The organism is Nonomuraea sp. NPDC049129 (assembly GCF_040648495.1).
Taxonomy (GTDB): Bacteria; Actinomycetota; Actinomycetes; order Streptosporangiales; family Streptosporangiaceae; genus Nonomuraea.
The window spans coordinates 139401-153355 of the sequence record NZ_JBEZDU010000005.1 but is presented as its reverse complement, the minus strand read 5'-3'; the positions used below and the strand labels follow the sequence as shown (position 1 = coordinate 153355).

Sequence of the window (13955 nt, the reverse complement as noted above, 5' to 3'; positions counted from 1 at the left end):
GCGCAGGTGTCTTCGCGACAGTGGTGTCCAAGCGGGTCAAGGGCAGCGCCGCGCAGACCTCGGCCGCCTACTTCACGGCATGGCAGCGGGGGGACCTGCGGGCCATGGCCACCCTGGTCTATCAGCCGCCGGCGGACTTCGTCACCCGGCACCGGTCGTTCTCGGACGACCTGCATGTTCAGGACATCCAGTTGCGGCCCGGGGCCGTGAAGAGCACGGGGGAGACCTCGGCCGAGGTGCCGTTCACCGGGAGCAGGACGCTGAGCGAGTTCGGGGCGTGGCCGTTCAGCGGTACGTTGCGGCTGGCCGTGCGCGACCGGACCTGGAAGGTGCTCTGGGCGCCGGAGACGCTGGATCCCCGGCTCAAGGACGGGGGCACGGTGCGGCTGGCCGAGTTCGACCGGCCCGCGGTCGAACTGGTGACCAGCGAGGGTGACAAGATCCCCAATGACAGCTACGCCGACTCCTATCTCGCCGAGCTCAAGCCCGAGTTCGACGAGGTGGCGCAGGGATGGGCGCTGGAGTCCGCCCTGCCTGGACAGCAGGCGCGGCGGCTCATGACCGTCGAGCCCAAGGTGAACCTGGAGCGTACGACGCTGTCGCGGTCGGTGCAGGCGGCGGCCGCGCGGGCGCTCGACGGGGTGCGGGACGCGTCGATCATCGCGATCCGGCCCAGCACCGGTGAGGTGCTCGCGGTGGCCGATCGGCTGGAGGGAAACTACAGCGCGTTCCGCGACTTCTTCCCGCCCGGGTCCACGTTCAAGACGGTTACGGCGGCGGCGCTGATGGAGGCGGGCCTGGATCCGGCGGCGGAGGTGGACTGCCCGGCCACGTACACGATCCCGCACTTCAGGACGGTCAAGAACGCGGGCGAGCAGGCGCACGGCCAGGTGACGTTCGCCGACGCGTTCGCGTACTCCTGCAACACCACATTCGTGCGCGAGGCCGTCGCCCGATTATCGGGTGACGATCTTGTCGAGACCGCCGCGAAGTGGGGGTTCGGCGGTGCCAAGCTGGCCACGGGCCTGGGCGGCAACTGCGGGCGGATGGACCCGCCGGACGGCATGGACGAGTTGGCGGCCGACTCCTTCGGCCAGGGCACGGTGGAGGCGACCCCGCTGTGCATGGCGATGGTCGCGGCGGCGGTCGAGAGCGGCACACTGCGCGTGCCGCGCATCCTGTCCAAGGCCGCCGCCGAGCGGATCGACGGCCCGGCCGCGAAACCGGTCGAACTCGACGAGGGGACGATCGCGGCGCTGCGGGAGATGATGGCCGCCGTCGTCGACCACGGTACGGCCGCCGCCGCCGGGCTGCCCGCGGGCGTGTCCGGCAAGACGGGCACGGCCGAGGCCACTGGCGGGCGCGAGCACGGCTGGTTCATCGGCTACCGCGACGACCTGGCCTTCAGCGTCTTCGTACGCAACGGCGGCTCGGGCCGGAGCGCCGCGCTGCCGGTCGCGGCACGCTTCCTCAACGGGATATGACCTTTGGGATATGACCTTCGTCTCGTCGAGGTCCCACACCCTCAACGTGGCCATAACCTACGGTACCGTAGGTTATATGACGACCATCACCGCGAAGCCGAGGCTACGAGGCTGGTTGCACACTGGAGCGTTGCCCGTGACGCTGGTCGCCGGGTTCGCGCTCGTGGCGCTCGGCCCCACCCTGCAGGCCCGTCTCGCGTCCGCGATCTACGCGATCACCTCGGGTCTGCTCTTCGGCATCTCGGCCACCTACCACCGCGGCACGCTGGGCCCCCGCCTGGCGGAGGCGCTGCGGCGCTTCGACCACGCCAACATCTACCTGATCATCGCGGGCACCTACACGCCCTTCGCGCTCCTCGCGCTCGACGGCGCCGCCCGCGTGGCCGTCCTGGCGGTCGTCTGGGGCGGCGCGCTGTCCGGGGTGCTCTTCCGGGTGTTCTGGATGAGCGCGCCGCGCTGGCTGTACACGGTCCTCTACCTGGCGCTCGGCTGGACCGCGATCTTCGTGCTGCCGCAGCTGCTCGCGGGCGCGGGCGTGGCCGCCGTCGTGCTGGTCGCCGTCGGCGGCGTCTTCTACAGCGCCGGAGCCATCGTGTACGGTCTGCGCCGCCCGGACCCGGCGCCCGGCTGGTTCGGCTACCACGAGGTGTTCCACGCGTTCACGATCGCCGCCTACCTGGTGCAGTACGTCGCGGTGTCGATCGTGGTTTACTCCCACGCCTAAGGGCCTGCTCGGTTAGGTGCTTCGCCCCGACAGTGGCGGGTTACCGAGTTTTGACCGCGCTGTGGGCTGCTTGCGCGATCGATCGGGAGATCACACCAGTATGGAGCAAATCGCACGCAACTGGTGGCTCGTCCTGATCCGCGGCATTTTGGCGGTGATCTTCGGCATCCTGGCGCTGATCTGGCCCGCGATCACGCTGCTCGTGCTCGTGATCTTCTTCGGCTCGTACGCCATCGTCAGCGGGCTCGTCTCGGTGTTCTCCGCCTTCCGGCATGGAACGGACTCCCGCGTCTGGCTCATCATCTCCGGGATTCTCGGGATCCTGGCGGGGATCATAGCTTTCGTCTGGCCGGGCAAGACCGCGCTGGTCCTGCTCTTCGTGATCGCGTTCTGGGCGATCCTCAGCGGAGCATCGGAGATCGTCGCGGGCGTGCAGATGCGCAAGGTGATCGAGAACGAGTGGATGCTCATCATCGGCGGGATCCTGTCCATCGTCTTCGGCGTCCTGCTGCTCATCTGGCCCGGCGCGGGACTGCTGACGTTGGTCTGGCTGGTCGGGATCTTCGCCATCCTGTACGGCATCGCGATGATCGTGCTGTCGTTCGAGGTAAAGAAGTTCGCCCATGCCGCCTGAATTCCGGAGATTTTCCGCATAGACCTAGGTTCGGCCGGGAAACGTATGCCATGTCTGGTTTCAACGTGGAGGTGACATGGACGTACACGACCGCCTTGCCCGCCATCTGCTCGTCGACGGTTACCGGCTCGTGCTCGATCTGGAGCACAGCCAAGGCTCCTGGCTCGTCGACGCCGGCAACGGCCGCCGATACCTTGACTTCTACACGTTTTTCGCCAGCGCGCCGCTCGGCGTGAACCCGCCCTTCGACCCGGACTTCGTCCGGCTTCTCGGCGAGGTGGCCCGTAACAAGCCCGCCAACTCCGACATGTACACCGCCCACCTGGCGGACTTCGTCGAGACCTTCTCCCGTGTCCTCGGTGACCCCGAGCTGCCCCACCTGTTCTTCGTCGAAGGCGGTGCGCTGGCCGTCGAGAACGCCCTGAAGACCGCCTTCGACTGGAAGAGCCGGCGCAACGAGGCGGCGGGCCGCTCCCGCGACCTCGGCACCCAGGTCATGCACCTGACGAAGGCGTTTCACGGCCGCAGCGGCTACACCTTGAGCCTGACCAATACCGAACCAGGTAAGACCGACCGTTTTCCCCAGTTCCGCTGGCCGCGCATCGACGTACCCGCCGTACACCTCGGAGATGTGGAGGCCGCCGAGGAGCACGCGCTCGCCCAGGCGCGCGCCGCCTTCGAGGCGCACCCGCACGACATCGCCTGCTTCATCGCCGAGCCCATCCAGGGCGAGGGCGGCGACAACCACATGCGCCCGCAGTTCCTGCAGGCGATGCAGCGGCTGTGTCACGAGTACGACGCGCTGTTCATCATGGACGAGGTGCAGACTGGCGGCGGCACCACGGGCACCCCCTGGGCCTACCAGCAGCTCGGCCTGGCGCCGGACATCGTGGCCTTCGCGAAGAAGGTCCAGGTGGGCGGCATCATGGCGGGCCGCCGCGTGGACCTGGTCCCCGACAACGTCTTCCAGGTCAGCGGCCGGATCAACTCGACCTGGGGCGGCGGGCTGGTGGACATGGTCCGCTCGCGCGGCCTCCTGGAGATCATCGAACGCGACAACCTCATCCCGCGCGCCGCCACCCTCGGCACCGTCCTCGTCGAACGCCTCGTCAAGCTGCAGGCCGAACACCCGGACCTGGTCTCCAACGCCCGGGGGCGCGGCCTGATGTGCGCGTTCGACCTGCCCGACGGGGCCACGCGCGACGCGCTGGTCACGCGGTTGCGGGACGAGGCGGGCGTGCTGCTCCTGGCGTGCGGGCCGCGGTCGGTACGGCTCAGGCCCGCGCTCAACATCCCCGAATCCGACCTGGAACACGGCCTCACGGCCATCTCGGCGGCCCTCCCACTGATGGCGCGGGCCTAGGCCGCCTGGCCTCTGGCACGCGTCCACGGGGCGTCGTCCACGTGATGTCGTCCATGCGGCGTCGTCCACGCCCCGCGGGCCAGCGACACGGCACTGGCTCGGGGGGCGATTTATCCGGCGTTGACGGTGTTCCCGCTGATCAGCGAGCCGAGCGTTTCCCTGCCGCAAAACGCGGCCCGCGCCACCAGCCCCGACGCCCCGCCCCAGCCAGAACCGCGCCCGTGTCCTGCTCGACACCTACGCCGGACTCGACCCGCATCGTTCGGCTCGACGAAGCCGAACACCATGGCCGGCTCGGAGCCGGCCGCGAAAGCGCTCCGCATCGGCCGCCTGCAGAAGTGGGCTACCGGTTCCGCTCCGTCGCCCTCCGGCCGTGTCTCAACGGGCGGGGGTGCGGCCGAGCCTGGTCTCCAAGCCATCCAGGATGCGCTCGACGCCGTAGACGAAGGACTCTGCGCGGATCTGCTCCGGATCCTTGGTCTGCTCCGCGGCGCGCCCGTCGCGCAGGAGCGGGTAGTCCTGCAGGGCCTGTTCGGTGGTCGGTCGCAGGCTCTCAAGCCAGTCCTGCTCGTTCTGGCCACTGCGGGCGAGCACCGACAGGTAGGCGGCCTCGCTGGTGGTCATTCCGATGACGTAGGCGATGAGCAGATTCATGGCCTGATCGGCCTCGTCAACGGCAATGCCCGCCGCCTTGAACAGGGCGAGCATGCGCTCCGACTGCCGCATCAGGTTGGGCCCGAGGTAGGCGAGCCCGATCTGGCCGAGCACGGAGACGACCCAGGGATGACGCAGCACCATCGAGCGCAGGCTGTGGGCGGATTCGGTGACGGCCACCCGCCAGCGTGCGGGGTCGGCGGCGGGCACCCGTACCTCGCCGTAGATCTCGTCCACGACCAGCTCGATCAGCTCGTCCTTGTTGGCCACGTGCCGATAGAGAGACGTGGCTCCGGCGCCGAGCCGGGCGCCGAGGCTGCGCATGCTCAGGGCGTCGATGCCCTCGGTGTCCAGGAGGTGGATGGCCTCGGACACGATCCGGTCGCGACTCAGCGACGGCTGCTCCCGTTTGGGACGCGGGCGGGCCCATACCGAGGGGATGGGCTGCTTCTCGGCTGGCATCAGGTCTCCTCGTTGCGGGACCCCCATGGTAGCGTACGGCGTTCGCAGCATGCGTACAGTGATCCCACCCTGTGACCAACGAAGGCCCGCCAAGCTGCACGGCCGCACGGCTGGAGCGCCGCACCGCTGCGGCTGCTGCACGGCCGCCCCGCCGCTGGGCGGGGCCCCATGTCTGCTGACCGCCTCGACCGTTTCACCGTGCGCTGTTGCGTACACCGATCCACTATGCGTACAGTGTGCGCATCAGGGAACGTCGTACAGGAGGAAGCATGGCGACGAACGTGCAGTGGACCGAGCAAGGTGGCTGGACGGCCAGCGGCGACTGGGGGAGTGCCGGCTCGCAGGGACAGACCTTTGACCTGGCCCGCTGGCAGGCGCGCTTCGACGAGCTGCGCCGGCGGCATCACGTGCCGGGCGCGTCGCTGGCGGTGCTGGTCAACGGGCGGGTGCACGAGCTGGCGAGCGGCGTGCTGCACCGGGGCACCGGCGTGGAGGTGACGACCGACTCGGTGTTCCTGTCCGGCTCGATCGCCAAGGTCTACACGGCCACTCTGGTGATGCGGCTGATCGACGAGGGCCGGCTGACGCTGGACACCCGGGTGGCCGACGTCCTGCCCGAGTTCGCTACTCCCGACCCCGTGGCCACCCGGACGATCACCGTCCGCCAACTCCTGTCGCACACCGGCGGCGTCACCAACGACTTCAATTACGACGGCGGGCGCGGCGACGACTGCCTGGCCCGCTACGTCGAGGCCGCCCGGGACGTGCCGCTGGACTGCCCGCCCGGCACTGCGATCTCCTACGGCGGGCTCGGCTACATCGTGCTGGGCCGCCTCATCGAGGTCCTCACCGGCCGCACCTGGGACCAGGCTCTCAAAGACCTGCTGTTCACCCCGCTCGGCCTGGAGCGCTCGATGACGCTGCCGGAGGAGGCGCTGCGCTTCTCGGCCGCGATGAGCCACCTGGGCGAGCCCGGCGCCGACCCCGACCCGGCCCCCGCCTGGGACCTCATGCCGCGCTCGGCCGGCCCCGCCGGCCGCGTCATCACCTCCGCCGGCGACATGGCCCGCCTGGCCGCCATGCACCTGGCCGGCGGCGGCCCGGTGCTGTCGGCCGAGGCGGTCGCCGCCATGCAGCGCCGCGAGACCGACGTGCCCGACAAGTGGACCGTCTCCGCCGACGGCTGGGGCCTCGGCTGGACCCTCTACGACTGGAACGGCGTTCCCGGCTACGGCCACGACGGCGCCGCCATCGGCCAGTACGCCTACCTGCGCGTCGTCCCGCACGCCGGTCTCGCCCTGGTCCTGCTGACCAACGGCGGCAGCGCCCGGCTCCTGTACGCCGACCTGTTCCGCGACCTGCTCGCCGAACTCGCCGGCGTCACCATGCCCGCCCCCTTCGGCCCGCCCGCCGAACCCTCCACCGTGGACATCACCCCGTTGCTCGGCACCTACCGGCGCGCCGGCGTCGTCATCACCGTCAGCCAGGACAGCGGAGGCGCCGGTGATGACGACGGTGACAGCCTGCGCATGCGTTACGAGTTCGTGGACGACATGAAGGACATGTCCCCGCCCCTGGACATGGAGCTGCTCCCGGTGACCCAGACCGTCTTCGCGGCCACGGGGGCGGGCCCGTCCTTCAGCGAGGACTACATGCCCGTCGTCTTCTCCACCCTGGCCGACGGCACGGCCTGCGTGTACGTCGGCATGCGCGCCACCCCCAAGATCGCCTGACGCCGGCGAGCAGGCATACGACCTGGCGGAGGTGATGCGGGCCACCGGACAGCCCGCTCACCCTCCACGCCGGACTCTCACTCGCTACCTGGAGCAGGCAGGGGCAGAGTGCCGGTGGAAGCTCCGGTCAGGCGGCGACGCCGCGTGAAGTCCGCGACGCCTGCTTGCGTGGGAGGCCGGGAGGGGGTTAGTGGCGGGGGAGCGGGCGGGTCGAGCCCAGGCCGACAGCGGTCATGGGCGGGGTCGGCCAAGTCGGGGTCAGTGGCGGTGGCGGGACCGCAGGAAGGCCGCTGTGGCGGCGTCGGCGGGCAGGAACGCCTCCAGCTTGAGCTCGGCCAGCGTGACGTCCACCGCGGTGGCGAAGGACGTGAGCGTGGTCAGCAGCCGCAGCTCGGCGTCGCCGGTACGCAACCGCAGCGGCACCGCGAACCCGAGATGATCGCTCCCCGGCACCGCGTCGGGCACATAGGACTCCAGCTCGGCGATGAACGCGTCGAGCCGCGGATCCGGGCTGCGGAGGAGTTCGGCCCGCAGGCTCTCGATGATGTGCCGGCCCCAGTCCGCGAGGTTGACCACCCGAGGGGCCATGCCCTTGGGATGCAGGGCGAGCCGCAGCACGTTGACCGGCGGCTTCAGCAGCTCGGGCGCCGCCCCCTCGGTGAGGACGCCGAAGGCCGCGTTGGCCGCCAGCAACTCGCCGTAGGGCCGAACGACGACCGCCGGATACGGCAGGTGCCCGTCGAGGATGCTGTCCAGAGCCTCGCGTACGGGGCGCAGCATGGCGTCGTCCAGACCCGACTCGGGGAACACGGGAGCGTAGCCGGCCGCCAGCAGCAGGCCGTTGCGTTCGCGCAGCGACAGCTCGAGTGACTCGGCCAGGCGTACGACGATGGCCCGCCCGGGGCGGGAACGGCCTTGCTCGATGAAGCTGAGGTGACGCTGGGTGGTGCCGGCCCGGTTGGCGAGCTCCAGCTGGCTCACCCGCCGACTGCTACGCCATCGCCGCAGCTCGCTCGCGAATCGTTCCACGCCCCCTTTCTAGCCCACCCGGGTGACGGAGCACGATTCCCCGCAGGGAATCGCCGGGCCTCCCCGCAGGGCGTCGTCAGAGGGTGGGCTCGGGCTCACAAATGGCCCTTAGACGGTCTCACCGTCTCGTAACGGCGGCTGACCGCCTCCACCGGAGGAGCGTTCTCCTGGACAGAGCTCAGCCACGTGTGGCGGGTGGGGGTGCCCCATGCCGGCCGTAAAAAGACATGCGGACCGTAAGACAAAGGCCCCGCAACTCCCGCGCGGGGATCTGCCACGCGCGGGGATTCGCCACGTGAGGTGGGCCGCCATCTGAGAAGGGCCGTCACGCGAGACAGCCCGACACGGCGAGACGCGCGAGATCGCCGGGTCAGGGCAGGGGACGAGACTGCCAGAGGCCGATCGCGGTGACGCGTGAGTCCACGCCGAGCTTGGCGTAGATGCGGTTGACATGGTTCTTGACCGTTTTCTCGCTGAGAAACAGCCGCTGCGCGATCTGCCCATTCGACTGCCCAGTGGCGATCAGGTCCATGACCTCGGTTTCGCGCTTGCTCAGGGACGTGAACACGCTATCGAACGCTGCGTCTTCGACTCTCATCCGGCCTCCGGGGGCGCGCGCAGACGGTCAGATCGCCGAGGCCCCCGCGCATCCGGCGTAAGCGGTAGACAGCGAGCATAACTCGCAATGTCATGTTTTGGGGACGTTGCCGTAGAAAAACGACAACGGCCGGTCCCGAAGGACCGGCCGCGTGCATGGGGTGAGTGAAGGGACTTGAACCCTCGACATCCAGGACCACAACCTGGCGCTCTACCAGCTGAGCTACACCCACCATTGGCCGCCGACGTGGCGGCACAGGAAAAGTGTAGCGTTCTTCGGGAGTCTTTACGCCACTCGATTAGCCGCTGACACGCTCGGCGACCGCTCTGGCGGTGGCCGAATCGGGGCCGGGCTGGCCGACGAAGATGGCCGCCCGGTAGTAGCGGAGCTCCCTGATGCTCTCCGTGATGTCGGCCAAAGCGCGGTGTCCGCCCTGCTTTTCCGGGGCGGCGAAGTAGACCCGGGGGTACCAGCGGCGGACCAGCTCCTTGATCGACGACACGTCGATCATCCGGTAGTGCAGATAGCCATCGACCACGGGCATGTCGCGCGCGATGAACGTGCGGTCGGTGCCGATGGAGTTGCCGCAGAGCGGCGCCTTCTTCGGCTCGGGGATGTGGCGGCGGATGTAGTCGAGCACGAGCGACTCCGCCTCCGCCAGCGTCACCCCGCCCGCCATCTCGGGCAGCAGCCCCGAGGCGGTGTGCATCTCGCGGACCACCTGCGACATCTGCTCCAGCGACTCGGGCGGCGGCTTGATGACCACGTCGACGCCTTCGTCCAGCTGGTTGAGCTCGCTGTCGGTGATGATGCACGCCACCTCGACGAGCGCATCGCGACCCAGGTCGAGCCCGGTCATCTCGCAGTCGATCCAGACCAGCAAGTCACTCATTCGATCTCCTCGCCCAAGCGGCTCGGAGTCATCCGCCCGCCTGAATACCCCACCAGCCTAGTGCCACCGGTTACGCGGGCTTGAGCGAGCTGAGAACCTTCTCGACCACGTCGGTGCCCAGATTGTCCGGAACTGACACGTATACGAGGGCTGGGCTCTGGCCCGCGCCGCGATCCATCACCACGATCGCGCCGTTTTCCTTGTTCCACTTGTAACCTTTGGCCTTCGACTCCTTCGAGAAGTCGAGTTGGAACTGGAGCACCCAGGCGGACTTGTCGCCGATTTTGAGTGCTTTGTCCTGAATGATCTTGTTGGTGTGGGTAACTGGGTAGTACTGGGCGAAGTCCACGAACACCGTCTTGGCCGTGTCCCCCAGCCCGTCCGTCCCCGTGTAGGGGTATCTCTTGCTGAGCAGTCCCGTGTAGACGTTGCCGCTCCAGTCGTCCTTGCCGTTGTACTTCTCCTGCGAGGTCGCCCCCACGCCGCTCGACCAGGCCTGCTGGGACGGGTCGCTGCCGTTCAGGGAACTGGCGGCCGGCACCTTCCAGCCCTCGGGCACCTGGTACGACAGGTTGGCCTGCGGGTCGGTGATGCGGCCGTCCTGGGGCTGTGGCAGCTCTGTGATGCTCGGTGGCGGCTCGGTGGTCTCCTGCTGCTGCGGCAGCTGCTCCGTCTCGCTGGGCGTCGGCGACGAGGCGAGGGTGCCGTCGGTGTTGCGGTTGACGAAGAAGATCCCGGCCACCACGATCAGGCCGACCACCACCAGCGCCGCCAGGCCGCCGAACACCCACGGCAGCGGATTGCTCTCCTTCGGCGGCGTACCGTAGCCGGGTCCGGGCAGCGGCGTGTTACCCCACTGACCCTGCCCGTAGGGGGCCGAGCCCTGACCAGGTTGCCCATAAGAGGGCTGGTTATAAGCGGGCTGGCCCTGGGTGGATTGCCCGTACGCGGGCTGTTCCTGCGTCGGTTGCCCGTACGCGGCCTGTCCGTATGTCGGCTGCCCGAACTGCCGCGTCGGGTTCGCCGGCGTGGCGGACCAGTCGGGGCTCGACTGCTGCTGCGGTCCGGACGGCGGTTGCTGTTGCGGTGACGCCCCCTGCTCCAGCGGGTGGGTGGCGTCCGTCCACTGGCCGCCGTCCCACCAACGGAGTTGGGGCGATCCGTACGGGTCGGGGTACCAGCCCGCGGGGGTCTGCGTGGTCATGTTCGTCAGCGTAGTAACAACAGCTTTGATATGCATTGCTGGCTCGGCACCAACGCTCAAGATCAGCGCCCAAGATCAGCGCCCAAGATCAGCGCTCAGGGATCAGCACTTGTACGTGAAGCTCGCCTTGTCCGTCCTGAGCGGGCCGGGAGAAAGCACCCGCAACGTGGCCGTGGCCTTGACGGTGCTCTTGCCCTTGAGCGTCCACCGGAGCGGCACGGTGTAGGAGGTCTGGTCGGCGGTCGTCTGGAGTGTCTGCTTGACGACCTCCTTGTCCAGGTTCTTGCGCCACTCGTAGCTGATCTGGCCCGCCTCGCCATTCGTGACGATCTTGCCCGTGACCACGACGGCGCTGTCGCAGCCCTGCGTCTTCTTCGGGGCCACGACGTCGATCGACTTGATCGCCAGCTCCGGCGCGCCGCTCAGCTTGAGCCAGGCCAGGATCGCGCCGCCCATGATGACCGCGAACAGTATCGCCGAGAGGATGGTCCGGCGCCGCCGCGCCCGTGCCGCCTTACTTGGCTTGCCGCCGCGCTGGACCGTTCCGACCTGCTCCCGGCCCTCGCGCCAGATCCGTTCGGCCGTGGTGCCGGCCTGCGGCGACTCCGTGCTCACTCCAGAGCTCACGCCGGGCCCGAAGTGCACCGGCGCTTGGTGCGGGCTGGGAACGGCGAGCAGCGTGACGATGTCGCCCTCGTCGAGCGGCGGCTGCGCCTCCACGGGAGGATGCGCGAACGCCGACCTGCCCCGGGCCGCCTGGGCCAGCTGATCGTGCCTGATCGCCCCACCCGGCAGCGCAGCGGGTTCGGAGAGCACGACGGACCTGGCGGTGCCCAAGCCGTGCGTCGTCGTGGTGACCGCGGCCCGCTCGAACAGCGCCGCCGCGCGCGGGGCGCTCCGCGTGACCGAGGCGGCCAGCGCCCGCGCCAGGGACGCCCACGCCGCCACGTCCCGCTCCGGTGGGGAGACCTGGCCGCGGATGGCGTCGGATAAGCCGCGTTCCGACAGCAGCGCCGCGCCTTCGGCGGTGATGACCACCGAGCCGGGATGCACCGAACCGTGGGTGACCCCGGCCGCGTGCAGCGCGAGGAGGGTCTGGGCCGTCTCCGCCAGTACGGCCGCCGCGCCGCTCGCTTCGATCGCCCCCGAGGCCAGCAGGTCCGACAGCGTCGGGCTCACGGCCTGCGCGGTGAGCAGCCAGACCTGCTCGCCCGCCGCGACGACGTCGGCGACGGGGATCAGCCCGGCCAGCCCGCCCAGGACCAGCCGCTGGTCGGTCAGAACCGTCGCCACGACGCGCTCGCGCACCCCGGGCAGCCCGATGATCTTCGGGTCGAACAGCAGGGCCCCTGCCCGGCGCCCGTCGGGCGAGATCGCGTCGATCCAGTTGCCCAGTTCGGTGTTCCAGGTGTGCTCGGTGAGCCGGAAGCCGGCGATACCGTTTCTCGGGTTGTCCATCGCCGTAGCCCCCCGACGCCTTTCTAGCGCTTTCTCCGATGTCGTCCCGCCATACGGCGCTTAACCGCAAGTGTGACCGGAAGCGCGCCAGACGTCACCAGCACGAGCCCCAGGAGGGCGCCGTCCTGCGGTGACGGAGTCCGCGTGGATCCTTCCCCGCTGCCGCTGCCTTCCCCGCTGCCGGGGCTGCTCGGCGGGTTGGAGGAGGGCGCCGGGCTGCTGAGGGTACGCGTCGGACGGACGGTCGGGGGCGCGGTCGTGGGCGCCTTCGTGGCGGCGGCCGTGGCCCCCGACGGCGGGCTGTCGACCGTGCCGGTGAACTCGGGCTCGGCCGACTCGACCGGCGGCGGAGTCTTGATGACGGTCTTCGACGGCCTGGGCTTCACGGTCCTGATGGGCTTGCGAGTCGGCGTGGGCGTCGGCGTCCGCTTCGGCGTCGCGCTGGTGACGGGCGGGGGCGCGGTGCTCGCCGGGGTCGTCGGCTCCGGCGTCGTCTCCTTCGCCGTCGGCGTGGGTTCCTCGGAGGGCTCCTCTTCCTCCTCGGCCGCGGCGGACGGCTCCGGCGCCGTCGTGGTGGGCGTCACCTGCGTGGTCTGCGCCTGCAGGGCGGGCTCGCTGGACATGGTCTTCACCAGGACGACCGCCACGCCGATCAGCAGGCCCGTGCAGGCGGTGCCGACCAGGATCTTCGTGGAGAGCCTGCTCAGCAGCCCGCGCGGCTCGGTGAAACGGGTTTCGGCGAGCGAGGTCTGCGTCTCGGCCGGCACCTCGGGCGGGCTGGGGAACAGCATGAGCAGCAGGCCGGACAGCCGGGCCAGGCGGCGCCTGCCGCGCTCCTCCCAGTCGGACCCGTACGCCCTGGCCGCGACCGCTTCGAGCTCGGCCAGGAAGGCGTCGGCGGACGGCGGGCGGTCGAGGGCGTTCTTGGCCAGGCCGCGCTCGACCAGGTTCCGCAGCGGGCCGGGCACCTCCTCGATGGGCGGTGGCGAGCCTTGGTGCTGGCGGGCCAGCGCCGCGAGGTTGGGCGAGCGAAAGGGGCGGGTGCCGGTCAGGCACTCGAAGAACACGATGGTGGCGGCGTACACGTCGGTGGCCGGTGCGGCGGAGGCGCCCGACCACTGCTCGGGCGCCATGTACGGCGGGGTGCCGGCGGCGCTCGCGTCCTCGCCGGTCCTGACCGCGATGCCGAAGTCGACCAGCTTGCTGGAGCCGTCGCCCTGGACCATGACGTTCTCGGGCTTGAAGTCGCGGTGCACGACGCCGATCGCGTGGGCCGCGGCCAGGCCCTGTAACGAGCCCTTGAGCACCAGCAGCGCGGCCTCCGGGCCCGTGGGACCCTCCGACCTCAGCAGCTCCCGTAAGGAGACCCCGTTGACGAGCTCCATGACGATGGCCGCGCCCCCGCCGGCCTCGACATAGTCGATCAGGCGGGCGTTGTGCGGGCTGCGCATGGTGCCCAGCAGCCGGGCCTCGTGCCGGAACCGGGCCACGAAGCCGACATCGGACCGGAGCTCGTCGGACAGGTACTTGACGGCCACCTCCACGCCGTCGTGATCCCGCCGGGCCAGCACGACCCGCCCGGCGGATCCCGCGCCGAGTTGGCGAATCTCGGTGTAGCCCGGGACCCCCCACTGACCATGGTCGTCGTACATGCGGTCTCCCTCTGCGGTCCTCTGGGCCCCCACCCTCATCAGACGGACCGTAGCTTAACCAGAGGCGA

At 69.8% G+C, this 13955-nt stretch carries 12 protein-coding genes and 1 tRNA gene; 5 read left to right on the top strand and 8 right to left on the bottom strand.

The window, feature by feature from the left end:
- Positions 1–23 precede the first annotated feature (23 nt).
- The 4 genes from AB0B64_RS16590 (at position 24) to lat (ending at position 4205) form a co-directional block, all read left to right on the top strand.
- On the top strand, positions 24–1484 hold the full coding sequence (locus tag AB0B64_RS16590; RefSeq protein ID WP_358178214.1) for a penicillin-binding transpeptidase domain-containing protein: 1461 nt from the start codon (positions 24–26) through the stop codon (positions 1482–1484).
- Positions 1485–1560: 76 nt separating this feature from the next.
- Positions 1561–2208 carry a hemolysin III family protein gene (locus AB0B64_RS16585; protein WP_357956085.1) on the top strand — a complete coding sequence of 216 codons (648 nt, stop codon included), beginning with the start codon at positions 1561–1563 and terminating at the stop codon, positions 2206–2208.
- Between the two features lie 100 nt (positions 2209–2308).
- Positions 2309–2842 (top strand): HdeD family acid-resistance protein, encoded by a 534-nt coding sequence (locus AB0B64_RS16580; RefSeq protein WP_357956083.1) that lies wholly within the window; start codon positions 2309–2311, stop codon positions 2840–2842.
- 76 nt (positions 2843–2918) lie between these two features.
- Positions 2919–4205 (top strand): L-lysine 6-transaminase, encoded by a 1287-nt coding sequence (lat, locus tag AB0B64_RS16575; protein WP_358178212.1) that lies wholly within the window; start codon positions 2919–2921, stop codon positions 4203–4205.
- A 378-nt stretch (positions 4206–4583) separates the two neighbouring features.
- On the opposite strand, the gene AB0B64_RS16570 is transcribed toward lat, so the two are convergent.
- Positions 4584–5321 carry a TetR/AcrR family transcriptional regulator gene (locus tag AB0B64_RS16570; RefSeq protein WP_357956079.1) on the bottom strand — a complete coding sequence of 246 codons (738 nt, stop codon included), beginning with the start codon at positions 5319–5321 and terminating at the stop codon, positions 4584–4586.
- A 269-nt stretch (positions 5322–5590) separates the two neighbouring features.
- Here AB0B64_RS16570 and AB0B64_RS16565 point away from each other — a divergent pair, with 269 nt between their 5' ends.
- Positions 5591–7054 (top strand): serine hydrolase domain-containing protein, encoded by a 1464-nt coding sequence (locus tag AB0B64_RS16565; protein WP_358178210.1) that lies wholly within the window; start codon positions 5591–5593, stop codon positions 7052–7054.
- Positions 7055–7312: 258 nt separating this feature from the next.
- On the opposite strand, the gene AB0B64_RS16560 is transcribed toward AB0B64_RS16565, so the two are convergent.
- From AB0B64_RS16560 to AB0B64_RS16530, 7 genes are all read right to left on the bottom strand, one after another.
- On the bottom strand, positions 7313–8083 hold the full coding sequence (locus tag AB0B64_RS16560; protein WP_357956075.1) for a helix-turn-helix transcriptional regulator: 771 nt from the start codon (positions 8081–8083) through the stop codon (positions 7313–7315).
- Positions 8084–8453: 370 nt separating this feature from the next.
- A complete protein-coding gene (locus tag AB0B64_RS16555) occupies positions 8454–8681 on the bottom strand; it encodes a response regulator transcription factor (protein WP_357956073.1) in 228 nt (75 codons plus the stop codon).
- Between the two features lie 156 nt (positions 8682–8837).
- Positions 8838–8913, bottom strand: a tRNA-His gene (locus tag AB0B64_RS16550).
- 66 nt (positions 8914–8979) lie between these two features.
- Positions 8980–9573: an oligoribonuclease gene (gene orn / locus AB0B64_RS16545; protein WP_358178208.1), complete on the bottom strand. Its 594-nt coding sequence runs from the start codon at positions 9571–9573 to the stop codon at positions 8980–8982.
- Positions 9574–9643: 70 nt separating this feature from the next.
- Complete coding sequence (locus AB0B64_RS16540; RefSeq protein WP_358178206.1) at positions 9644–10777, bottom strand: DUF2510 domain-containing protein; 1134 nt, start codon at positions 10775–10777, stop codon at positions 9644–9646.
- A gap of 102 nt (positions 10778–10879) precedes the next feature.
- Positions 10880–12235: a hypothetical protein gene (locus AB0B64_RS16535; protein ID WP_358178204.1), complete on the bottom strand. Its 1356-nt coding sequence runs from the start codon at positions 12233–12235 to the stop codon at positions 10880–10882.
- A gap of 23 nt (positions 12236–12258) precedes the next feature.
- On the bottom strand, positions 12259–13887 hold the full coding sequence (locus tag AB0B64_RS16530) for a serine/threonine-protein kinase (RefSeq protein WP_358178202.1): 1629 nt from the start codon (positions 13885–13887) through the stop codon (positions 12259–12261).
- Positions 13888–13955: the final 68 nt, after the last annotated feature.